The 22,381-nt window shown below is 40.9% G+C and carries 20 protein-coding genes and 1 other annotated feature; of the genes, 4 read left to right on the top strand and 16 right to left on the bottom strand.

The window, feature by feature from the left end; translation table 11 throughout:
* Window positions 1-53: 53 nt before the first annotated feature.
* The 7 genes from ACH8E3_RS10845 to ACH8E3_RS10815 all read right to left on the bottom strand — a co-directional run bounded on the left by ACH8E3_RS10845 (window position 54) and on the right by ACH8E3_RS10815 (window position 6,911).
* Window positions 54-1,223: a MalY/PatB family protein gene (locus ACH8E3_RS10845; RefSeq protein WP_458632651.1), complete on the bottom strand. Its 1,170-nt coding sequence runs from the start codon at window positions 1,221-1,223 to the stop codon at window positions 54-56.
* Between the two features lie 90 nt (window positions 1,224-1,313).
* On the bottom strand, window positions 1,314-2,006 hold the full coding sequence (locus tag ACH8E3_RS10840) for a helix-turn-helix transcriptional regulator (RefSeq protein WP_458632650.1): 693 nt from the start codon (window positions 2,004-2,006) through the stop codon (window positions 1,314-1,316).
* Between the two features lie 224 nt (window positions 2,007-2,230).
* Window positions 2,231-2,479: a hypothetical protein gene (locus ACH8E3_RS10835; RefSeq protein WP_458632649.1), complete on the bottom strand. Its 249-nt coding sequence runs from the start codon at window positions 2,477-2,479 to the stop codon at window positions 2,231-2,233.
* A 188-nt stretch (window positions 2,480-2,667) separates the two neighbouring features.
* Window positions 2,668-3,930: a tyrosine--tRNA ligase gene (gene tyrS / locus ACH8E3_RS10830; RefSeq protein ID WP_458632680.1), complete on the bottom strand. Its 1,263-nt coding sequence runs from the start codon at window positions 3,928-3,930 to the stop codon at window positions 2,668-2,670.
* Window positions 3,931-4,003: 73 nt separating this feature from the next.
* Window positions 4,004-4,229 (bottom strand) — a binding site (T-box leader).
* A 61-nt stretch (window positions 4,230-4,290) separates the two neighbouring features.
* Window positions 4,291-5,463 carry an ABC transporter permease gene (locus tag ACH8E3_RS10825; RefSeq protein ID WP_458632648.1) on the bottom strand — a complete coding sequence of 391 codons (1,173 nt, stop codon included), beginning with the start codon at window positions 5,461-5,463 and terminating at the stop codon, window positions 4,291-4,293.
* 24 nt (window positions 5,464-5,487) lie between these two features.
* On the bottom strand, window positions 5,488-6,426 hold the full coding sequence (locus ACH8E3_RS10820; protein ID WP_458632647.1) for an ABC transporter ATP-binding protein: 939 nt from the start codon (window positions 6,424-6,426) through the stop codon (window positions 5,488-5,490).
* Window positions 6,427-6,524: 98 nt separating this feature from the next.
* Window positions 6,525-6,911, bottom strand: coding sequence for a RidA family protein (locus ACH8E3_RS10815; RefSeq protein ID WP_458632646.1), 387 nt, complete (start codon window positions 6,909-6,911; stop codon window positions 6,525-6,527).
* Window positions 6,912-7,184: 273 nt separating this feature from the next.
* Between ACH8E3_RS10815 and ACH8E3_RS10810 the strand changes: the two genes are divergently transcribed.
* The 3 genes from ACH8E3_RS10810 to katA all read left to right on the top strand — a co-directional run bounded on the left by ACH8E3_RS10810 (window position 7,185) and on the right by katA (window position 13,116).
* A complete protein-coding gene (locus ACH8E3_RS10810; protein ID WP_458632645.1) occupies window positions 7,185-8,117 on the top strand; it encodes a copper amine oxidase N-terminal domain-containing protein in 933 nt (310 codons plus the stop codon).
* A 13-nt stretch (window positions 8,118-8,130) separates the two neighbouring features.
* Window positions 8,131-11,412, top strand: a complete 3,282-nt coding sequence (locus tag ACH8E3_RS10805; RefSeq protein WP_458632644.1) for a DUF5704 domain-containing protein — start codon at window positions 8,131-8,133, stop codon at window positions 11,410-11,412.
* 252 nt (window positions 11,413-11,664) lie between these two features.
* Window positions 11,665-13,116, top strand: coding sequence for a catalase KatA (katA, locus tag ACH8E3_RS10800; RefSeq protein ID WP_458632643.1), 1,452 nt, complete (start codon window positions 11,665-11,667; stop codon window positions 13,114-13,116).
* An 88-nt stretch (window positions 13,117-13,204) separates the two neighbouring features.
* Here katA and ACH8E3_RS10795 read toward each other — a convergent pair whose 3' ends face one another.
* The 3 genes from ACH8E3_RS10795 to ACH8E3_RS10785 all read right to left on the bottom strand — a co-directional run bounded on the left by ACH8E3_RS10795 (window position 13,205) and on the right by ACH8E3_RS10785 (window position 15,413).
* Window positions 13,205-13,996: a MetQ/NlpA family ABC transporter substrate-binding protein gene (locus ACH8E3_RS10795; protein ID WP_458632679.1), complete on the bottom strand. Its 792-nt coding sequence runs from the start codon at window positions 13,994-13,996 to the stop codon at window positions 13,205-13,207.
* A gap of 78 nt (window positions 13,997-14,074) precedes the next feature.
* Window positions 14,075-14,737 (bottom strand): methionine ABC transporter permease, encoded by a 663-nt coding sequence (locus ACH8E3_RS10790; RefSeq protein WP_458632642.1) that lies wholly within the window; start codon window positions 14,735-14,737, stop codon window positions 14,075-14,077.
* Entirely contained in the window at window positions 14,727-15,413 is a 687-nt protein-coding gene (locus tag ACH8E3_RS10785) for a methionine ABC transporter ATP-binding protein (protein WP_458632678.1), read from the bottom strand. The genes ACH8E3_RS10790 and ACH8E3_RS10785 overlap by 11 nt, the downstream gene beginning before the upstream one ends.
* Before the next feature lie 204 nt (window positions 15,414-15,617).
* Between ACH8E3_RS10785 and ACH8E3_RS10780 the strand changes: the two genes are divergently transcribed.
* The gene (locus ACH8E3_RS10780) at window positions 15,618-16,007 is read left to right on the top strand and encodes a hypothetical protein (protein WP_458632641.1); all 390 of its coding nucleotides are present in this window, start codon (window positions 15,618-15,620) and stop codon (window positions 16,005-16,007) included.
* A gap of 90 nt (window positions 16,008-16,097) precedes the next feature.
* On the opposite strand, the gene ACH8E3_RS10775 is transcribed toward ACH8E3_RS10780, so the two are convergent.
* The 6 genes from ACH8E3_RS10775 to ACH8E3_RS10750 form a co-directional block, all read right to left on the bottom strand.
* The gene (locus tag ACH8E3_RS10775) at window positions 16,098-16,616 is read right to left on the bottom strand and encodes a hypothetical protein (protein WP_458632640.1); all 519 of its coding nucleotides are present in this window, start codon (window positions 16,614-16,616) and stop codon (window positions 16,098-16,100) included.
* Window positions 16,616-17,602: a Gfo/Idh/MocA family protein gene (locus ACH8E3_RS10770; RefSeq protein WP_458632639.1), complete on the bottom strand. Its 987-nt coding sequence runs from the start codon at window positions 17,600-17,602 to the stop codon at window positions 16,616-16,618. The genes ACH8E3_RS10775 and ACH8E3_RS10770 overlap by 1 nt, the downstream gene beginning before the upstream one ends.
* Before the next feature lie 187 nt (window positions 17,603-17,789).
* Window positions 17,790-18,800, bottom strand: coding sequence for an endo-1,4-beta-xylanase (locus tag ACH8E3_RS10765; protein WP_458632638.1), 1,011 nt, complete (start codon window positions 18,798-18,800; stop codon window positions 17,790-17,792).
* Window positions 18,784-20,346, bottom strand: a complete 1,563-nt coding sequence (locus tag ACH8E3_RS10760) for a glycoside hydrolase family 43 protein (protein ID WP_458632677.1) — start codon at window positions 20,344-20,346, stop codon at window positions 18,784-18,786. The genes ACH8E3_RS10765 and ACH8E3_RS10760 overlap by 17 nt, the downstream gene beginning before the upstream one ends.
* Window positions 20,347-20,395: 49 nt before the next feature.
* Window positions 20,396-21,241 (bottom strand): carbohydrate ABC transporter permease, encoded by an 846-nt coding sequence (locus tag ACH8E3_RS10755; protein WP_458632676.1) that lies wholly within the window; start codon window positions 21,239-21,241, stop codon window positions 20,396-20,398.
* Window positions 21,242-21,357: 116 nt separating this feature from the next.
* The gene (locus ACH8E3_RS10750; RefSeq protein WP_458632637.1) at window positions 21,358-22,326 is read right to left on the bottom strand and encodes an ABC transporter permease; all 969 of its coding nucleotides are present in this window, start codon (window positions 22,324-22,326) and stop codon (window positions 21,358-21,360) included.
* Window positions 22,327-22,381: the final 55 nt, after the last annotated feature.

Raw genomic sequence — 22,381 nt, 5'->3', positions numbered from 1 at the left:
CACCCCATATTAGTATTATAAAGATGTCGTGTACGGCGATATTGAATAATTTATTAGATATTTCGGTAGGCTGCCGCCATACGCTGTAAAGCTTCTTCCAATGACACCCGCGACGTTGCTACATTTAGACGAATAAACCCTTCACCTTGCATGCCGAAGGAGGTACCAAAACTAACACTAACTTTAGCGTCATCTAGTAACCACTGCTTCAACTTCTCGTCTTTCTTATCAAAAGAGGTACAATCAATCCACAGTAGATAGGTTCCTTCCGATTCCACGATATGCAACTTTGGAAAGTGTTCAGCAAAAAATCCCTTTACGAATTGAATATTACCTTCAATATAGGATTTCACTTCTTCCAACCATCCGTCACAAGCAGTATAAGCGGTTTCACAGACCGGCACTGCGAAGAATGTTGGGTTGTGAATGCCTGCTTCAATCAGACCTTTCTTGAATACCATCCGCAGATTCTCATTAGGAATAATAATGTTAGCGATTTCCAAGCTTGCCAAGTTGAATGTTTTACTTGGAGATGTACATATAATACTTCGTTGAGCGATTTCCTCGGATAGTTTAGCAATAACGGTATGTTCATAACCTGGACGCATGAAATCAGCATGAACATCATCCGACACAATCAGAACATCATATTTGGTGCATAAGTCGGCTAGTCGAGTTAATTCTGTTATCGTCCACACTCGTCCAGTCGGATTATGTGGCGTAACGAACAGCAATATTCTTACACCTTTCCGCATATGGAGTTCCATATTATCGAAATCTATTTCATATCGACCGTCTCGATATATCAATGGACTCTCAACAAGTTCACGTCCATTCTCCGAAACTGCTTTAGCAATCGGTTGATAAGCTGGCGTATGCATAAGCACACGATCACCGATATCGGTAAACTTTTGTAGAATAATAGAAACAGCTTGGATAATTCGTGGACTAAACACAATCCACTCTTGAGAGATATTCCAGTCATATGCACGCTTCATCCATCCCTGCACGGCTTCATAATAAGGAGGATACAAATCGGTGTATCCAAATATGCCATATTGCGCCATCTGTACGCATACATCAATAATGGCTTGCGGGCCGCGCAAGTCCATATCTGCTACGGACAACGGAATTACTTCCTGACCATACTCTGACACTAACCCATCCCATTTGGCACTATTGGTTCCGTATCGGTTGATTACTTCATCAAAATTAGTATTCATAATTTCCCCCTAAAAGTTTTAGGGCCTATACTTCATAATTAGCTCCGAAAAAACTAACATCGGAAGCACACGCCTTAACGAGTTCCTATATTATTCCGAATAATCTTTCACCTTTTGTAAGTAGCGATACACCGTTGGTTCAGACATATTACATGCCTTCGCCACTTGTACCACACCACCTTTAAGTAGAAAGACACCCTCGTCATTGAATTCTCTAATTAATTCCATTTTCTCATGGGCAGATAGTCTTTCAGGTGAAACGGCTATTCTAGACATGACCGTCTCAATCATGTGATCCAATAAGTCATCTATATTCCCTTGTAAGTATTCGGAGACAGGTTTCTCAACTTGACCAACTGCTGGCACTTTCGAGATTGGCGGAAAGGCTCCTCCACCTTCTAACAAGTCTTGAATCCACTGTGCTGCTGTATCTAAATGGGTTACGTCGATATTCAAACACATCATACCGACCAATACACCGCTTTCATTTTTAATAAAATACGTCGACGAGCGAAATGTCTGACCGAGCGATCCTTTACCTTTATAGTTCGATATGAACTGTTGCTCGTGATAGGCTCCTCCTTTAAGTATCTTCAAGACAAGGTCTGTCGAGCCATCCCCCACTTTTCTCCCACTGATGTGACCGTTTTCAATATGAACAATTGAACATTCTGGATTACTAATATCATGGACAACCACTTCACATTTAGGACCCACAATGGATGCAATAAATGAAGCCATCGGATAATGCCTTTCCAAAAGATGTACGTTACTATTCTCCATAGGACGCCTCCTCCAGCCAGATTGACTTAACTAATAATTAAGTCTCAATTTATAATATGTATGATAATTTATTATCTTGATAACATATTATCATCATTAGTAATCGTTTACAACCCTTTTCTACAGCAAATTATTATGTTGATAAATTATTATTAACAGACAATAAAAAAGACCTGCCAGCACTCGCAAATGAATAACGAATGTAGCAAGCCGTTCAGTTCTTTCTATACTTCGAATGGATAACGGAGTCCCCATAGTCCACGTACTTGATCGAGTATTCTCATATTACCTAGCGATTCATCCATCGTCATGACCGGACTCTCTATTAGATCTTCCATCAGACATCTACCTACTTCTTCCGCCTCAAAAGTACATCCTTCACAAACACGTTCATCCGTGAACCGCTCCACCTCTTCCCCAACCACATGAAGTGAGACCGTCTGAGCATTAAAGAAAGATGGAACATGAATCATTCCTTCCGTACAATGAATATATAACTCGTTGTTGAGCTCTAGTCGAATTGCCCCGTTCAACGATGCTGTTCGGCCAGATCCATAGGATAAAAGAATAGAGAATTGCTCATCTACGCCCGTCTCACCAATATGTGCTGTACTTGTTATCGTCTGCGGCTGTTAATCCAATTGATATTATCTTAAATCCCCTAATCTACCAATCTCACCAAACTATACTTCTTCTTCCCTTTACGGATAATGATAAAGCGGCCGTCGAATGAGTTGTCTACGGTCACATCCATATTCAGGTCCTCTACGCGTACACCGTTCATGGAGATGGCTCCGTTGGTGATATCTTCTCTTGCCTGACGCTTAGAAGGTTCGATGGTTAGGTCTACTAACCAGTCCACAATGTTCTTCGTTTCTTTGCTTGCTTCGAACGTTGGCATTTCTTTAAAACCTTGCTCAATTTCGTCCGCAGTTAGTTGAGTAATATCTCCACTGAATAACGCTTGTGATATCTTGATCGCTTGTGCTAATGCTTCTTCACTATGAACGAATCGCGTCATCTCTTCGGCAAGCACACGTTGTGCTTCACGTTTACCTGGATCTGTGTTGACTTTGTTCGCTAACTCTTCAATAACATCCTTCGTTAAGAATGTGAAGTATTTCAAGTATTTAATGACGTCACGATCATCGGTATTCATCCAGAATTGGTAAAATTCATAAGGTGATGTCTTGTCCGGGTCAAGCCAGATTGCGCCGCCCGCAGTCTTCCCGAATTTCGTACCATCTGCCTTTAACATTAACGGAATCGTAAGTCCGAATGCCTTCGCTTCTGGTCCTTCTTTTTTACGAATCAAGTCTAGACCGCTTGTGATATTCCCCCATTGATCCGCGCCACCAATCTGCAGTTGAACATCTTCAGCTGTGTACAGATGATGGAAGTCCATGGACTGAAGGATCTGGTATGAGAATTCGGTAAAAGAAATCCCTGTATCTAAACGGCTGGATACGATATCTTTGGCCAACATCGAGTTGACACTGAAGTTCTTCCCATAATCTCTTAGGAAGTCAATCACGTTAATCGTATGCGTCCAATCGTAGTTGTTCACCATCTTCAGTTGATCTTCGCTGTTCGTAACGAATAGCTTCTTCATCTGTGCTGTCAGTGCGTTCACATTGTCTTGCACTTGGTCTAATGTCTGTAACTGTCGTTCGGATTGACGTCCACTTGGGTCACCTATCGTTCCTGTCGCACCACCAATTAGGATCACTGGAAGATGGCCGAAGGATTGGAATCGTTTCATCATCATGAACGGAATTAGATGTCCTATATGCATACTATCGCCCGTCGGATCGACACCACAATACAGAGCAATCTTCTTCTCACTAACCAATTCACGTAATCCTTCTGCATCCGTCTGTTGATTAATCGCGTCACGCCATTCTAACTCGTCAATAATATTCATAGTACTCATCGTCTTCAATCCCCTTTAATTTGTAAAATATAACGCAAAAAACGCCCCTTATGTCTGCATTAGACATAGGGACGATTCATTCACCGTGTTACCACCCAAATTGTATACATCGAAGCGAAAGTGCACTTCAATATATACCACTCTTAGCCTTGTTATCGTGTGCTATTCCGCTTAGCATTACCTAAGATACTCCAGAGTGTAATTCACAAGACTGTTTGTGCTAGGTTGCATCAACCCCTAGCTTTCTAAATAACAGTGACAGCTTGCTACTAATCCTTCAACGTATACCGTGTATTAGATTAAAGTTAGTATAGAGAATGTCATTCCACTTGTCAATTCTCAACTTCAATCTTAATCATCAAAGCGCATTCTCCAGATAGATATGGAGATAAAGAACACCCCAAAACCAAGCAATACTAGAATATTATCCAATACATCACCAATGCCCATTCCACGAACCAGGATATCTTGATAACCAGATAACGCCCACGCTTGCGGTGTCACTAATGCAATGGTCTGCATCAGATCAGGCATGATGAATAAAGGAACCATCGTTCCACCTAACGCGCCCAATGTAAGTACGATGAGCACAGATAATCCAGTGACTTGAGATTCCGTTCGTACCAGTGAGGCAATTAGCATCCCAAGCGTCGTACTTGCCCAGATCATGCTCAAAGATATAAATATAAGTCCAAAGGGTGAGTCCCCTAGCGACATGCCGAATACAAAGTGCCCGAATCCGAACATTACCACGGTCTGCATCAGCCCGATCAAGTAGTTCGGTATCATTTTGCCTAGGAACAGATTGAGTTTATTGACGGGTGCAGATAGAATTCTACGAAATGTCCCTTCGTTTCTCTCATAAATAAAAGATCTACCCGCGAACATGACGGTGAAAAAAGCAAACATAACCGTATACCCTGGTACATTCTGCTGAAAGGCATCGGGTAAGATCTCCTGCTCCACTTGGTGAAATGTTGATTTCACTTTGATCTTCGCTTCACCCATGGTCGCCAGAATCTCTTTCGTCTGCTCATCCATTATTCCCGAAAGTGCATGTTTCACTGAAAAAGACTGGGATACACCTTCAACAGCCATGCTCATAATAGAGCTTGTACTCGTCTGGGCGGGATCTTCATAGCTTATAAGTTCAATATCTTTATTATATAATAGGCCATCGCTGAACCCTTCTGGTATGAATAGAGCCATGGCATAATCGCCATTGTTTACGAGTTCTTTGGCTTTACTCTCGGTGAGTTCGATTTTCGAATCTGCGAGATCTGTTATGATCTGAATGCCTTTGGCATCACGAAGAGCTTCTATGAATTGAATGGATTCCGCTCCGCCATCGTGATTGATCACGGGCATACCTACCCCTTCATCTGAACCACTGGTAAAAGCCGAACCAAGGGCAAAGCTCATCACACTGATGAACATAATTGGAAGGACGAACAGGACGATCATTGCGCCTTTGTCCATAAGCAGAACTTTCAAATCTTTTTGTAAAATAGGTATGAATTTCAAGTGATCAACTCCTTAAGTATCCAATTATTCTCTAAGTTCCTTACCTGTAAGATGAATGAATAGCGTTTCTAATGTCGGTGGTTTCATATTCATGCCAAGGACCTGAATGTCACTTTCCTTCATTCTTTGCATAATGGCTACGAACGCTTCCTGAACATCCTCGATAATAATAGAGATTCGATTACCCTCAGGATGAATAGAGATGATACCGCTTAGATCCATTAGGGCTTCGATCATTAAAGTGACCTGTTCTTCAGATTCCGCAGTCAATTCCAATATTCCACCATGAATCTTAGCGATAAGTTCATCTGTCGTGCCGTATTCGATCATTTCACCATTGTCCACAATAGCGATACGATCACACAGCATGGTCGCTTCTTCCATATAGTGAGTCGTATAAATAATGGTCATTCCTTGCGCCTTCAACGTCTGAATCAACTCGTAAATTCGATTGCGGGATTGGGGATCGATACCCACCGTAGGTTCATCCATAAAAACAACTTCCGGGCTATGGAGCAAAGCTGCCGCAATATTGATTCTTCGTTTCATCCCACCTGAGTAATCCTCGATCGGTTCTTTGGCTCGATCTTTCAGTCCCACTAATCCCAATATCCAATCTATCTTTTCATTCAACACTTTACGTTTGAGACCATACAATGCACCGAAGAACTTCAGGTTATCATAAGCATTTAATACAGAATATAAGGCGATATCCTGCGGTACGATACCTACGATTGACTTTACCTTAAAAGCTTCTTCATGAGCGTCTAACCCAGCTACTCGAATCGTGCCTGAACTTGGCTTAAGCTGCGCACTCATCATGGAGATCGTCGTCGTCTTTCCCGCTCCATTAGGTCCGAGTAGGCCGAACACTTCACCTTTTCTCACATCAAAGTTCAAGCCATTTACAACCATTTTGTCATCATACTGTTTCTTGAGATCCCTAACTTCAATTAGATTCATGAGGATGCCCCCTTCTACATTAAAAACGCTCAAATTCTTCACTAGAATTCGAGCGTTTGTCATTTAATTATTTAAGATTTCTCGCTTCAATGGCTGTCTTATGCGAGCTGAACGATGACTTCTATTTCTACTAGAGCATCTTTCGGTAACCGTGCCACTTCCACAGCACTACGAGCAGGATAAGGTTGCGCGAAAAAACCACTGTATATTTCATTTACAGCTTGGAAGTCATTCATATCTTTTAGATAAACGGTCGATTTCACGATTTGGTTCATCGTTGCACCTGCAGCTTCAACAATCGCTTTCACATTATGTAAAGATTGTTTCGTCTGTTCTTCAATCGATTCTGGTAATACACCCGTGCTAGGGTCAAGACCAAGTTGTCCTGAGGCAAAGAGCAACCCTCCCACTTTAACGGCTTGTGAATAAGGTCCAATCGCTTGTGGTGCACCTGTGGTTTGAATTACTTCTTTATTTATACTCATCGTTATGTTTCCTCCATCGTTAACGTTTTTAGATTAAAGATTAATCATCTATTATCCATAATATATCATTTTTAGAAAGGTAGCTCAAACGGATATTTCACTAGTTATGAGGATATTGGATATTTCTACGAAATTATTGATTGTCTAATTATTACATTTGGGTTATTATAAGGTTTATTAAGTTACAAAATACGACACAGCGGAAGCACCGCCTACCTGGATAAACCTTGGTTAGGTGGTGCTTTTTTTGAGTGTCCATAGGAGGAATATAAAATGAAACAAATGATTATAACGATGATCGCTAGTGTGGTAGTGAGTGTAGGAAGTTTAGGTGCTTATGCTTCACCAGCAGTAGCAGCCGTTGTCATTGAAGAAGTGAAGAAACCTGATATTGAAGTCTTGCTTAATGCAAGGAAGATTGTATTTCCTGATGCCAAACCTTATTCAGATCATAATCGTGTCATGGTTCCGATTCGTTTCGTGAGTGAAGCGCTTGGAGCAGATGTGAAATGGGATGGCGGTAAAGAAGTGGCCATTATAAACGATACAACTACGGTTCATTTAACGATTGGATCTAGTGTGGCTACGGTCAATGGTAAATCGGTCACGTTCGATACAAGCATGAAGATCAACAAACAACGTACTTATGTGCCTTTACGCTTTGTGAGCGAAGCTTTGGGACAAGTCGTAGATTGGGATGGAAGTTGGGTATGGATTGGTTCTAAGGATGCCCCTACACCTAAAGAAGCAGGGGTACAGGTGCATAGTATCGATAAGGTATCTAAAGTATTTGCTACTGCACCCTTTCTTTTAATGGATACGAGTGATAAGGCGTATAAAGAAGTCTTCATTGCAGATAAGTCTCAGCTCCCTGTGAAGATTGGCAAGGGGTACGGTGAAAGAACGATTAAAGATTTAGTGCTAATGAAAAGTGGCAATGATCGTGGACTTAAAATTACGTATTGGGGGACACCGTTTAACATCTTTTACCTAGATCAAAAGGTAGCCAGATATAGAAATCATATTCGTCCAATGGATACGACGGATGCCCAAGGCAACAAGGCTGTATTCTATCAGACCACAAGTGCAGAAGATGAGTATCGATTTGGAGACAAGAATTATTCTCAGTTTAAGATCCAAAATGCTGTCTATATTGGTATAGACATAAATGATGATCAGTTATTTTTAATAAAAAATCCATTCTAAGGAGTATTCACACATGAAAAGATGGCAAAGGTCATTATTTGTTTTTCTTTCTATCTTTATGGTCTTTTCCATCGTTAGTGAACGTGTATCCGCAGCGAATATACCTACTTATCCCAAATATACGGACAATAAAGATACGTATTATTTTGTAGCTAATATGTATTATGAAGTGTGGAAAGGGACAGGTGGGGAAGATGATTGGCGTGGAGGGGTTAGACCAGGAGATCGAATCAGGAAAGATTATGATTATACCTTTGATTTTGAAGGTAGAAAAGTACTCAGTATCACGGCACATACATTCGATGCAACTCAATCCGTTGATGTTGATGGAACGCAAGTCAGTCAACAAGATGTCTTCTTTTACTCTCGTTACGAGAAATTTTATTGGGAGGATTTTAAAAGAACATCTTCTACTGATTATATCAGCACAAAAAGGTCTGAAAGCGGAATTAACACCAGTAGCGTGAGTATAACGGTGAATGCTGATGGTAGACTGAATGCAGCTCGACCAGATAATCCAGCATTAGGTGGAGACTTCGCCAATGGAGTTAGAGCCGAAAGACATTACTTTCCCACACTCATTACGATTAAGCTTGCACCATTGGCTGGAAAAGCTGTCATCAAACACTTCACAACGAATGGTCAATCTTTAAATGGTGTGAGTGGGTTTACGGATAGTACAAAGGATTTGAGAGTAGGAACGAACTATTCATTTACACATACACCAGGAACAGCAGAATACGTATATAAAGGATTTAAGAAAAGTACTGTTTCGGCACCCACAGGTGGGAGTGTAGAAGGAGGAGATCCACCAGCACTAAACCCTTATGATGGTAGTTTCCCTTTCTACTATGTGTACTACTATTATGAAGGTGAAATGACCATAGATCCACCCCCATCTACAGGTGGATGTACTGTCCCAGCACCAGGGCAAAGAATGACAGGGAAATTCTTAGACCCTGTGGTTACGGCAAAGATACAAGCCGATTCAAGAGGGAATGAAGCGTTCGATGTTCTACAAGGCATCCCCACATCTGAAAGCTTATATGGGAATGTATTGGCTAGAAGCTTTTTATATCAAGATGAATTTGTTCAAATGACTGGAAAATGTACCTTCAATGTCTCAGTGAAGAAGGACTACACCTTAACATGGGACCCAGGAAAGCCAGGACAAGATGCACAAGGCAGACCTATTACATTACCTGATCCTAAAAGGGAAGTTGAGAGTAAAACCTATGAATACCAAATTGAACGACCTTATTCATTTTGGACGATAGAAAACCTAGAAGTGTATAAGATAGATCAAGCAACGTTAGCGAACTATGCACTTCCCAATTCAAGCATTCTTATAAGACCAAATGGATACACCGCACCATACTATGCTGCATCAACCAATGGGAAATTTTATCCACCTACGCCACCCAGCACTGTACAAGCTTCTGGTCAATCGCTAAGCGGAGGAAAGAATAAACCAAGCGTACCGAATGAGCAAAGTAGCCTGCAAGGTGAAGCGGAAAAGGTTGTTGAGAAAGTAAAGGTAGAAAATGATAGTTTGCAATTTAATGGACAGACGATCATGGATAACCAAAGAGTTAATGAAAGTGGGCCGACACCAGGGCAAATTCCAGAACCACAACATATTGGGCCGAATGTATTATATAGTCCCAATCATTTGATACCCATCATCAAGACCAATAAGGCGAATCAGCCTAGTTCAGGAAGCATTTATTACAGTCAGATGAGTGGTTCCACGAAGTTGAATTATCCGATTTATGGAATTAACGCAATTACGGTTCATACACCCACTGTTATGTATGCGAATGCTTCCGATGATACAGCGCATAACCAAAAGACGACACCCAACATACATAGAAGAGCTGTTATCCTAGATCGTCCTTTCCAAATCTCTATGCCTACAAGCGGTCAACACAAACCAATACCGGGGTATGGTCATCGTGACTATGCCAAATATATGATGGTGAAGCAAGTATGCTTCGAATTTGATGTGTATACCGCTAACCGATCGGTGTTATACCCAAAGAATACATGGATCAATATCCCTATTCATGAGCTAGAATCAACTTTTTTTCTTCCCGTCTGGGTGGATGAGGGCGATTATACGGTTTACTTCAGGTCTTTTGCTGAGAACTCACCTTCCCTAGGATTCACAACACAACCGGAAGCCAATCTGAACTTAGATCATCATGTTGCGACAGATACGGTACCCGTAGAAGTCATTGGTCGGTTATATGATTTCCGCATTACAGATATCGCTGATCCAATATGGGAAACGGTATTCCGAACATCCAAAGGTAGCCCAACACCAAAGGGTACGTCCTACTGGGTTGGAACACAAGGTATAGATGGACATGTGAATCAATCCGTTTCTCCTTATGTGCTTCCAATCCGCCGAGGCAGTCATCCGATATCTAGCTTCAAGACGATGTCCATCAAGACAGGTTATCACTTTAAGTTCGATGTCAAAACAAAGGGGAATATGTTCAATACCAAAGATGCCATTCGAATCACGCCGACCTTCTACTTTCAAGATAACCATGCAAGCACCCCGCCGAAGCGGGTAGAAGTCGATCTGTATTATCATTCAAATACAACAAAATTCGTGAAGATCGGTTCATCTAAAGACATCGATCGACGTAATATCATTCTCAATACACGCCTACGCAATGTACCACCTGCGGATATCGCGAACACAGCTGGTGCTTTATATGATATGAAGACAAATCCGACCACATCTAGAACAGAATATATCACTACATTCCAGAAGAGGGCCTTAGAACCAACATATGTAGGTGGCTATGGATTCGAAATCCTGCCATCCCCACTTAGAACATTCATTAACACATTGGATAGACCAGCTCATGCCAGTGCAAGTGCAGCTCAAACCAAGGCATCCATTCAACAGTGGTACGGCGAATACAGCTTGCCAGCTGCTGTATATGTTGTTGCCGAAGGTACAGACCTCGCTACGTATGGCAGAAAGAACAGATTGGATGAAGCATCACCCATCTTCTTACGAAATGGATACATCACAGTTAATTTTAATATAGAGACAATCCGAGATGCAGATCTTCAACATCCACACCTCCAATATATCCATGCCCCACTTCTGAACCAATGGTGGGATATGGAGAATTATGACGGTTGGGATGGTGTCAGAGATCGAATGATCACCGATCCCTATGGTGTTCAATACATCCTTCAAGATGGGGATGTTGTTCTCTACGATGCGAATAAATCTTCGTATGATGATTATGATGTGCGTGGAACGCACTAGCGAACAGCTCACCAACCTATGACTGTATACCTACAGTATGAATAAAGTAGCCCTCCTTACCATAGATAATATAGTAAGAGGGCTTTTCTCATTGTCACATATTCGGGTTATTTAATTAACTTATTTGTAATAATTATAAATAAGTATTGATTTTAAACTGATAACTGATATTATGTAGAAGAAAGAAATAAATGATCTAGTAACATGAATATCATGTTATATGTTACCAATAACTTACGAGGTGATACGTGAATGAATAACAACAATACATTAACTACAAGCTGGGGTGCTCCTGTTGGAGATAATCAGAACTCCATAACCGCAGGATCCCGTGGACCCGTCTTAATCCAAGACGTACACTTATTAGAGAAATTAGCACACTTCAACCGTGAGCGTGTCCCAGAACGTGTGGTGCATGCGAAGGGTGCCGGAGCACACGGATACTTCGAAGTTACCAATGATCTAACCCAATATACCAAAGCTTCCTTTCTGAATACAGTTGGTAAGCGTACACCTATGTTCGCTCGATTCTCCACCGTTTCTGGTGAATTGGGATCGGCAGACACCGTCCGTGATCCACGTGGTTTCGCTCTGAAATTCTATACCGAAGAAGGAAATTACGACTTAGTTGGAAATAATACACCGGTATTCTTCATTCGTGATGCGATTAAATTCCCGGATTTCATTCATACACAGAAGCGTCATCCACAGACCCATCTGAAAAGTCCAAATGCCATTTGGGATTTCTGGTCACTTTCTCCAGAATCACTACACCAAGTCACCATTCTCATGTCCGATCGTGGTATACCAGCTACTCTACGACATATGCACGGATTCGGCAGTCATACATTTAAGTGGGTTAACGCAGAAGGCCAAGCCGTTTGGGTGAAATATCATTTCCACACCGAACAAGGCATCCGTAATCTAGATGTTGATCTTGCTGCCAAGCTTGCTGGCGAGAATCCTGATTATCATACCGAGGATTTATTTCATGCCATTGATCAAGGGGAGTATCCTGCATGGAAGCTGTCTGTTCAGATTATGCCGTTAGAAGATGCGAACAACTATCGTTTCGATCCATTTGATGTTACGAAAGTATGGTCCCATAAGGATTATCCATTGATCGAAGTAGGTCGAATGGTTCTAGATCGTAATCCTGATAATTATTTCGCTGAAGTTGAGCAAGCTACCTTCTCTCCTGGGTCATTTGTACCTGGAATAGAAGCTTCCCCAGACAAAATGTTACAGGGTCGATTATTTGCATATGGGGATGCTCATCGTTATCGGGTAGGGGCTAACCATAACGCATTACCCATTAACTGTCCCTATGCTGCCAAAGTAAATAACAATCAGCGTGATGGACAAATGCGACCTGACAACAACGGCGGAAGCTCCGTCTATTATGAACCGAATAGCTACGGTGGTGCTACAGAAGCAGTGGAACATCAACCCGCTCCATTCGAAATATCAGGCATGGCAGATAGTGTTGCTTATAATAACGATGATCATTACACTCAACCAGGTGATTTATATCGTCTGATGAGTGAAGATGAACGTACTCGCCTTGTTCAGAACTTCGTTGCTGCAATGTCACCTGTCGACAAAGAAGAGATTAAGCTTCGTCAGATTTCTCATCTATATAAGGCAGATTCAGAATTCGGGCAACGTGTGGCCGATGGTCTAGGATTGTCTGTTCCTCAGTAAACATCAAATCTCCATATAAATATATCAAACGGCTATTCCCTTGTAGATTTCTCTACAGATGGAATAGCCGTTTGTGTTACAACATCAATTATTCGAATGCTGGAACAGCAATCTCATCATAATTATCCTTGAAGAATTGTTTCACTTCAGGGCTTGTCATGCGTTTAGCCAACTTCTGGATTGGTTCTGAATCCACATTATCTTTACGTGCCACTAGTGTGATAACGAAGTCGGAATCATTTCCTTCTGATATTAGGGCATCTTTCTTCGGTGTTAACCCAAGTGGTTTAGCATAAGCAGGTGTCATTGCAACAAGATCAACATCATCTATCGTACGTGCAAGCATTAATAAATCCACTTCTGTAAATTTGAAGTTCTTCTTGTTCTCGATAATATCGGCTTGTGTAGCTTGAATGCCTACACCTTCTTTTAACTTAATTAAGCCATTCTTCTCAAACATAACAAGTGACCGCCCAATATTGGAAGGATCATTAGCTATAGCAACTGTCGCGCCTTCAGGCACATCATCGATATTCTTGTATTCTTTGGAATACGCACCGTAGATAGCGTTATATATAGGCTCAACGGCTACCAACTCCGTATCGTTATTCTCGTTATAAAGTTCCATATAAGGTACATGTTGAAAGAAATTAGCATCCACTTCTTTATTAGCTAATGCATTGTTTGGTTGAATATTATCCGTAAGTACAACGATCTCAAGATGAATACCATCCTCTTTTAACAATGGCTTCACAAGTTCTAAGACTTCAGTCATAGGTGGAATAAGCGTCGCTATCTTCAGAGTGACTACTTCTTCCTTAGCTGCGACTTCCTTATTCTGATCATTGTTCTTCCCACATCCTGATATCACTAACATCATGACTACGATTGAAATGAATACTAATTTTGTATTTCTTATCAATTTAAATCCCCCTAGGTTGTATGTATTTAATATGTTCTATCTCTTATCTAACCTGTTAGCCATGAAGTTACCCGTATATTGGATACCTTGTACGATAATGATCATAATGATAATGGTAAATATCATCAGATCTGTCTCAAACCTTTGATATCCATATCGAATGGCGAAATCTCCTATACCACCACCCCCAACAATCCCCATAACTGTCGAATAAGAAATGAAGCTGATCGTCGAAGTCGTCAATCCTAATGTAAGACCTGAACGCGCTTCAACATATAAGAATTTAACAATCAGTTGTACGGTCGTGGCTCCCATAGATGAAGCTACTTCTATGATACCTTTGGGCACTTCTAATAGAGATTGCTCCACTAATCGTGAATAGTATGCGACAGCCATAATAGATAAGGGCACTGATGCTGCTAGCGTCCCAAGAGCCGTTCCAACTACGAATCGTGTGAATGGAATCATGATGACAACGAGTAGCAAAAAAGGAAACGATCGTACCACATTCACTACTATATTCAAAATGCCGAAGACGATTGCATTCTCATAGATTTGACCTTTTCTACATAAATACAATATGGTTCCCAGCGGTAATCCCAACGTAATAGCAGCAACTATGGATATACCAACCATAGCAAACGTCTCAGAAATCGCTCGCCAAATCTCCAGTTGATATTGCATGATGTTATCGAACATGAAGATTCCTCGTTTCAATAAGTTGCCCATCCATCATTGTAGACACATGGTTACATAAGGTGGTCACCACATTCATCTCATGTGTGACGATCACAATCGTTACACCCAAGCTACGGTTGATCTGCTGAAGTACAGCTAGAATCTCTAATGTCGTCTGTGGATCCAAGGATGAGGTCGGTTCATCGCATAATAATACCTTCGGTCGGTTCACTAGTGCTCTAGCAATGGCAACTCGTTGCTTCTGACCGCCACTTAATCTCGATGGGTACTCATGCTCTTTGTCCATAAGACCGACAAAATCTAAACATTCCCGGACTCTTTCGAGGCGTTGTTTCTTTGTCACTAGATCCATTTCAAGAGGGATCGAGACATTTCCACTTACAGTACGATTGTTCAGCAGATTAAAAGATTGGAATATCATGCCCATCTTTCTTCGAGCTTGTCTCAATTGGGATGGAGACATTGCTGTCAACTTATGGTTATCTACAATAACCGTTCCTTCGTCAGGTCTTTCTAATAGATTAATCGTTCTTAGAAGAGTAGATTTACCTGCCCCACTTATGCCGATCACACCATGAATATCTCCTGCTTGAACTTGGAGTGATACACAATTCATCGCTTGGTAACTGTTGTTAGGAGTAACAAAAGTCTTACTCACTTGATGTAGCGAGATTATCGATATTCCCTCCTTCCGTTGAAGTTCATTCATTCCAGAATACGATCGAACACTATATCATGCTACATTATACCACTAGGTATACTTTCCCGCACTCATCATCCTTTTGGATTCATATAGATAGATAACCTATTTGATAGTAGTCTAAGCCAAATGCAGTCCATTCTCATATATTGTTATTATCTCATGAAAGGAGTGATAGCAATGTTATCCAATATTCATATCAAACGTAACCCAAGATTAACGCTTTACTCAGGTTCTAACTATACCGGTAGACGTATTTGTTTTCGACAAGAGGGGGTTGCTGTTCGTAACCTTGGGGCATTTCAATTCAATAATGAACTAACTAGTCTTAGACTAAGCAATACAGCCAATCCACAGCAAGTCACATTAGTCTTATTCTCACGCAACAATTTCCAGGGCACGGTTCGTGTATTCCGTGGAAGCCAGAGTATTGCTAATTTATCTAATTACAATTTCAACAATGTGACATCATCCTTTATTCTAGTAAGCTGTAGACTAACAGATCAGCACATTCAACAAATTCAACGGACGGGCACACCACCATGTGATATTCTCGTCATCAGTAGGTAGTGTTCTTTTCATATCGCAATTAGAGAAACATACATTCACAAGAACTGGAATAGCGATTTCGCCATTCCAGTTCTTGTGTTGGACATGAAACTATACGTTCTGCAGATCAGTTAGCGTCATGATCATATGCTCAATTAATATCGGTATATCCTGCATCTGATCCTCGGTAATTCTTCGGTTAAATGTCACTTCAATAACATTGGTATATTGGATTGGATCTTGCCCATATACATAACTTATTGTTTGACGCCATGTTGATGTCGGTAGCCAAATGTTACGTAGAACCTGGTCGATATGTTTACATTGTATCTGCGCGTCCATGATCTGCATATAGAACCGCAAATATAGACTACAAGCTGGAACACCCTGTTGCAGTTCAAGGATTTCAGTTGCTAGATCTTGAAGTGAAGCCTCAAGAGAAATCTCAGCCGTGATATCTGTATATTCAGGCAATACGAATTGGAGCGCAAATTGCCTCGATAATACTGACATCTCCATCCGATCCATCCGATTTGTAATGCGAATGATGCCATCAAGATTATCCACATCATAAAGATGGTTCTCAAACGTTACTTTCAAATTGTCATACACCGTAGGATCATACCTCATTACATCATATCTGCTGGATACTCAAGCCCAATCTGACGTCTAGCTTCTTCCATGATTTCTCCAACAGTTAGAGAGTTCGCAAGCGAATTAAATGAACTTTCCAATTGACCACTCTTGATGAGACCGATGAACTCTTGAATTTCATAGAACATCGGTTCATGAACTTGGGGTCTAGTTAGATCTTCAACCGAACCGTCTCTGTAATGAATCTTCACTTCGTACGGTACACTTATTTTATCAATAATCATTGTACCGTTCTCTCCTTGTATTTCTGCAGGAAGATAGGAATCCGTAATCTTGGAGTGCATTACAATCGCATCCATGTCTTTATATTTCATGACCATGCTTCCTTCACCATCAACACCTGAGGAGAGCATCACACCCACCGCTTTTATGGATTCGGGTTTACCAAATAAGGCGACCATCGGATATAGACAATAAATACCTAAATCCATTAATGAGCCGTTCGAGAATTCTGGTCGAAAAGCATTCAGAATATTCCCTTGTTTATAAGCATCGAAACGCGAAGAGTATTGACCATAACTTGCAAAGTATCGCCTGATTCTACCTATTTTATATAAATTATCTTTCATAATACTGAAATTTGGCATCATCGTGGATTTCAATGCTTCCATTAATACAACATTGTTCTTCTTAGCTACTGCAATCATTTCTCGAATCTCAGTTGAATTAGAGGCCAGGGGCTTCTCGCATAGGACATGCTTCCCATGATTCATACATAGTATTGCCTGCTTCGCATGAAATGAATTCGGGCTTGCAATATACACAGCATCACACTGATCACCCGATACCATCTCATCTAGATCTGTATACACGTTAGGATTATTATATTTAGATGCAAAATGCTCACCCTTCTCCTGCTCTCGTGAGTATATTGCCGTGACTTCGAATTGATCTGTCTCCATCGCCGCTTGTATGAATCTTTCCGATATCCAGTTCGTTCCGATAATTCCGAATCGTATCATAAGTAGATGTCATATCCCTTCCATGTGACTTTATTAACATCATTGTCTCACTCTCATTTCTTCATGTCCACTTTCTATACTGAATTTATTATGAATGATTATTGTATAGCATAGCTCAATCTATACAGAAACGGCTGTGCCATCCTTATTAAAGGACGGACACAGCCGTTTCAATTCAACATATAATTTAGTTATTGCTTGAAATTCGGTAGAAGGCAGGTTTCGGACGATGCTGCTCATCGAACAAGAACGGCCAATTCTTCCGTCCACTAACAGGGAAGTTGTCCAGCCATGTATAATCGTCCGCAGCTCCCCAGAAGGTGACCGAGCTGATCTCCTTACGATATTCTCTCAACAACTTAAACACTGCACCGTACAATTCAGCTTGTTTCTCCAGCAGTTCTTCAGGCGGAGACTTAAGATCGGTACGCAAGTCCTCAAAACGAAATATCGAAACATCCAGTTCCGTAAGGTGCAACTGCAAACCAAGGGATGCATACTTCTCTATTGCTGCCCTGATATCATCCAATGAAGGGTCATACAAGTTCCAATGGGCTTGTAAACCGACACCATGCAAAGGCGTTCCTTCGTCAAGCAGTGATTTAAGTAGCTTATACATTTTATCACGCTTATGAGGTTGTGATTCATTATAATCATTATAAAATAACAATGCCTTCGGATCTGCCTCATGGGCATATTGAAACGCTTTGCTAATAAAATCCGGTCCGACAATATCTAACCATTTCGATTGGCGTAGCAGTTCGTCTCCTTCATCAGCAATAACTTCATTTACGACATCCCAAGCATAAATATCCTGCTTATAACGCTTTACAACAACCTGAATATGCTCCTTCAATCTTTCTAGCAATACATCCTTACTAACCGAGCTTCCATCTTTATTCTGAAACAACCAATCAGATGTTTGATTGTGCCAGACCAACGTATGTCCCCGCATTGCCATTTCATTCTTTCTAGCAAATGCAACCAATCGGTCTGCATCATCAAACGTATATACATCTTCTTCAGGGTGCAGATTGATAAATTTCATTTCATTCTCAGCTGTTATGCTATTAAAATGATGGGTAAGCAATTGTTCTTGTGACTGTATCGTCAACGGATTCACCGCCGCTCCGATCTTGAAGTCACCCTCAAAAATCTCCTTCAACTTAGGCTCCGTATGATTACTTATCTTGTTCATAACAATTCGCCTCCCTTAGCTTATATTCAAACCAATCAAAGTAGGCTGGCTCCATAGCTGCCTTTCCGTTACCTGTTGCATACAGGCCGATAAAAACACCCGTAAAGTTGTTCCCGGTTACCGCTTCTGGAGATAACGGATAAGCTGCTCCAGCAGCTAAACCCATCCACTCCAGACCATCCAAGGAATACATCAATACATATTCAGTAATATCAGCCTGAATTTTCAGATATACTCTGTCAGCTGTAATCGGAACCTCTGCTGCTACTTGAGTCTCGCCTTGAGCAGTCAAATATACAGCAATAACCCTTTTACCTCCTTGTTGCTTAAGACAGATTTCATAATGTGCCCTCTCATCCAATCTAGCACAAAGACCCGCCTCTTCCCCATCAACAGTGGTTCTATACTCAAGTAGTGTGCTCCATTCAGCCTTGGTATGCTGTTGCCTCCTACCTACAAATGAAACCGGAGCAAGATCACAGAGATTTGCAGCTTGTCCCCAAAGGGTAAGCCAACCCACACGTTGGTTTAACGACCAACTTCCCTTGGCGGGATTACGAATAAATGCCCAGAATAAAGATAACTCTTCACACTCAAAGTCATCTCTACTGTCATATCTAGGCTTGGGTGACACACCTGGAACACGTGGAACGTTCATCTCTAGTCCTACTATGCCTTGATTATTATCAATCATAGGCCAGCCGTCTTCGTCCCAGATGACGGGAGCAAGGAAAGTCTCCCTTCCAAGCACGCTATATCCTGAATCCACAAGCCGTACTCCAAGAAATACAGCCCACCAATCCCCATTTCCATCTTCAATAAGATCAGCATGTCCTAAATATTGAATCGGATGATCAATCTGGTTATGAGTCAATATAGGGTGCAATAACCTCTCAAATGGACCATATGGATTTGTGCTACGCCCGATAATTTCACGGTGTTCTCTCGATGTTCCTCCTGATGCGGCCATAATATAATACATTCCATTAATCTTATACAGATGGGGGCCTTCCGTCCATGGTCCGCCATCACCAGTCCAGATCATGACGGGTTCAGATAATATCTTTCCTGTTGTAACATCAATTTCATATTGAATGACATGCGAGTCGTACGCAGCACCGTGCTGCGTGGTGACGTATACCTTCCCATCATCATCAAACATCATGGATGGGTCAATCCCCCCATAAGGAATAATGATCGGATCTGACCAAGGACCTGATGGACAAGTAGCCGTTACATAAAAGTTACCAATACCTGTCACATCTGTTGTTATCATATAAAATATTCCATTATCATATCGTAGAGTTGGCGCATAAATACCATCCGAACTTCTGTGTCTACGTGTATCCAACTGACTCATTCGTTCTAGAACATGACCGATTTGTGTCCAGTGAATCAGATCGCGACTATGAAAAATAGGCACCCCCGGGAAATATTCAAAGGAACTGCAGACCAGATAAAAGTCATCACCGGCTCTTGTAATGCTCGGATCGGGGTAAAACCCTGGAATAACAGGGTTCTCATATGAAACCAATGATTGAGTTATGATTGATAGTCAACCTTTCCACTGTCAGAAATAATATATTTATATTCACTTATTCTTTTACACTACCTACATTTAACCCGACAACGAAATACTTTTGCATGAACGGATATACGAGCAAGATAGGTACAGCTGCTACAATAGTTACCGCAGCCCGAATAGACAAAGGAGTTACCATTGACGTCGATTCTTGATTCATACCAATACCAGCGACCACATTGGGGTTACTGTTAGAATTCATCGTTGAGGATAGTAGCTTCATCAATTCGTACTGCAAGGTACTCAGTTCTTGTCTTGAAGATGTATACAAGAAGGAGTCAAACCAAGAGTTCCATGACCCAACTGCAACAAAGAGGGCAATGGTAGCTAATACTGGCTTACACAAGGGGAAGATAATCTGTATAAATATTCTAAAATCCCCTGCACCATCAATTCTTGATGATTCTATAAGGCTTTCAGGAATTGTTCCAATATATGTTCGAATAACAATCATATTAAACGCACTGATCATGGATGGGAAAATATAGACCCAGAAGCTGTTAAGCAAATTCAGATCTTTGATTAGAAAGTATCCAGGAATCAGACCAGCACTGAAATACATAGTTAATATAAACACTAGCGTAATCGGTGTACGAAATACATATTCTCTTCTGCTTAGCGTATATGCGAGCATGGTCGTCAAGAAGATATTCAAGATCGTAGCAATAACCGTCCGCGCCACCGAGACTAGAAAGGCGTTATACACCGTTCCTGACGCAAACACAGCTTTGTAGTTTTGTAAAGTCCAATCCCTGGGCAACAAATAAATACCTCCACGGATCGTATCATTCCCTGCATTTAAGGACACAGCTATTGTATTAAGAAATGGATATAGCGTAACAATACCCAGAATTACCATAATGATTGCATTAAATGTGTTAAATATTATGGGCTCAAACCGACTAAATCCCTTGCCATACTTCTTATCATATTTGGTGATTTGTGGGCTTGCCTGTTGGTTTCCTCTGCTCATACTCATAATAGCTTCTCTCCTCCTAGCCTCTTTGAAGTTCCGTTAGCTATCAGCAGTATAATAACACTAACTACAGATTTGAAAATACCACCAGCAGTAGCCAATGAATAGTTACCTTGGGCAATTCCGTATTTCAATACAAAAATATCAATCGTCTCTGACCAATCAACAACAAGACCATTACCAAGTAAGTACTGCACTTCAAATCCTGCCTCTAAAATATGTCCAACAGACATAATTAATAAAATAACAACTGTTGCTTTAATGCCAGGTAAGGTGATAAATCTCATCTTCTTAAAGCGGTTAGCTCCATCAATTGAAGCGGCTTCATATAATGCTGGATCAATTGAAGCAATGGCAGCTAAGTAAATGATCGTATTCCAACCTACTTCCTTCCACACATGAGATGCTCCAACAATCCCCCAGAAGTATTTACCTTCACTAAGCCATAGAATTGGCTCATCAATAAGATGTAACTTCATTAGAACAATATTGACAATTCCATCATTAATGGATAAAGATGTAGCAACAATTCCAGTTACAATAATCCACGATAGAAAGTGTGGCAAATATGAAATCGTTTGAATCGTTCTTTTGAAAAATACATTCTTAATTTCGTTCATTAGAAGAGCAAGTATAATAGCAGTTACAAATCCTAGAGTTATATTAATTAAACTCATACCTAACGTATTTCGTAAAACTCTCCAAAAGTTGTCATCAGAAAAAAGAAATTCAAAATGTTTAAATCCAACCCACTTTTGTTCTCCAAAAGTACGTGATGGTTTATAATCTTGAAAAGCCATTGTCCAACCCCACACAGGAACATAAGCAAACAAGATGATATAGAGCATCAATGGAACAGACATAAAGATAAGTTGTTTCTGCCCTTTGATTATGGACCAGGTGATTGGTTCCTTGGTTCTCCTTTTTTTATTCCTAACGGCTCCCTTTGTTTTTGTTATCTCAGCCATATAGTTATTCTCCCCACGAGATACTCCGTATTTCGAAAAGTGGAAGGACTAAAGT

It is taken from the genome of Paenibacillus sp. CMAA1364, from assembly GCF_054373195.1.
The sequence above is the reverse complement of the archived record's forward strand: the minus strand, read 5'-3'. Positions and strand labels throughout refer to the sequence as shown.

What these genes read in the sequence shown, in the direction of transcription:
- ACH8E3_RS10795 (WP_458632679.1), bottom strand. Translation starts at nt 13,996, where the DNA reads ATGATGTTAGTGATATCAGGATGTGGGAAGAACAATGATCAGAATAAG.
- ACH8E3_RS10755 (WP_458632676.1), bottom strand. Translation starts at nt 21,241, where the DNA reads ATGGTAATTCTGGGTATTGTTACGCTATATCCATTTCTTAATACAATA.
- ACH8E3_RS10840 (WP_458632650.1), bottom strand. Translation starts at nt 2,006, where the DNA reads ATGGAGAATAGTAACGTACATCTTTTGGAAAGGCATTATCCGATGGCT.
- ACH8E3_RS10820 (WP_458632647.1), bottom strand. Translation starts at nt 6,426, where the DNA reads ATGAATCTAATTGAAGTTAGGGATCTCAAGAAACAGTATGATGACAAA.
- ACH8E3_RS10810 (WP_458632645.1), top strand. Translation starts at nt 7,185, where the DNA reads ATGAAACAAATGATTATAACGATGATCGCTAGTGTGGTAGTGAGTGTA.
- katA (WP_458632643.1), top strand. Translation starts at nt 11,665, where the DNA reads ATGAATAACAACAATACATTAACTACAAGCTGGGGTGCTCCTGTTGGA.
- ACH8E3_RS10750 (WP_458632637.1), bottom strand. Translation starts at nt 22,326, where the DNA reads ATGGCTGAGATAACAAAAACAAAGGGAGCCGTTAGGAATAAAAAAAGG.
- ACH8E3_RS10790 (WP_458632642.1), bottom strand. Translation starts at nt 14,737, where the DNA reads ATGTTCGATAACATCATGCAATATCAACTGGAGATTTGGCGAGCGATT.
- ACH8E3_RS10770 (WP_458632639.1), bottom strand. Translation starts at nt 17,602, where the DNA reads ATGATACGATTCGGAATTATCGGAACGAACTGGATATCGGAAAGATTC.
- ACH8E3_RS10845 (WP_458632651.1), bottom strand. Translation starts at nt 1,223, where the DNA reads ATGAATACTAATTTTGATGAAGTAATCAACCGATACGGAACCAATAGT.
- ACH8E3_RS10775 (WP_458632640.1), bottom strand. Translation starts at nt 16,616, where the DNA reads ATGAGGTATGATCCTACGGTGTATGACAATTTGAAAGTAACGTTTGAG.
- ACH8E3_RS10815 (WP_458632646.1), bottom strand. Translation starts at nt 6,911, where the DNA reads ATGAGTATAAATAAAGAAGTAATTCAAACCACAGGTGCACCACAAGCG.
- ACH8E3_RS10765 (WP_458632638.1), bottom strand. Translation starts at nt 18,800, where the DNA reads ATGAACAAGATAAGTAATCATACGGAGCCTAAGTTGAAGGAGATTTTT.
- ACH8E3_RS10835 (WP_458632649.1), bottom strand. Translation starts at nt 2,479, where the DNA reads ATGATTCATGTTCCATCTTTCTTTAATGCTCAGACGGTCTCACTTCAT.
- ACH8E3_RS10805 (WP_458632644.1), top strand. Translation starts at nt 8,131, where the DNA reads ATGAAAAGATGGCAAAGGTCATTATTTGTTTTTCTTTCTATCTTTATG.
- tyrS (WP_458632680.1), bottom strand. Translation starts at nt 3,930, where the DNA reads ATGAATATTATTGACGAGTTAGAATGGCGTGACGCGATTAATCAACAG.
- ACH8E3_RS10780 (WP_458632641.1), top strand. Translation starts at nt 15,618, where the DNA reads ATGTTATCCAATATTCATATCAAACGTAACCCAAGATTAACGCTTTAC.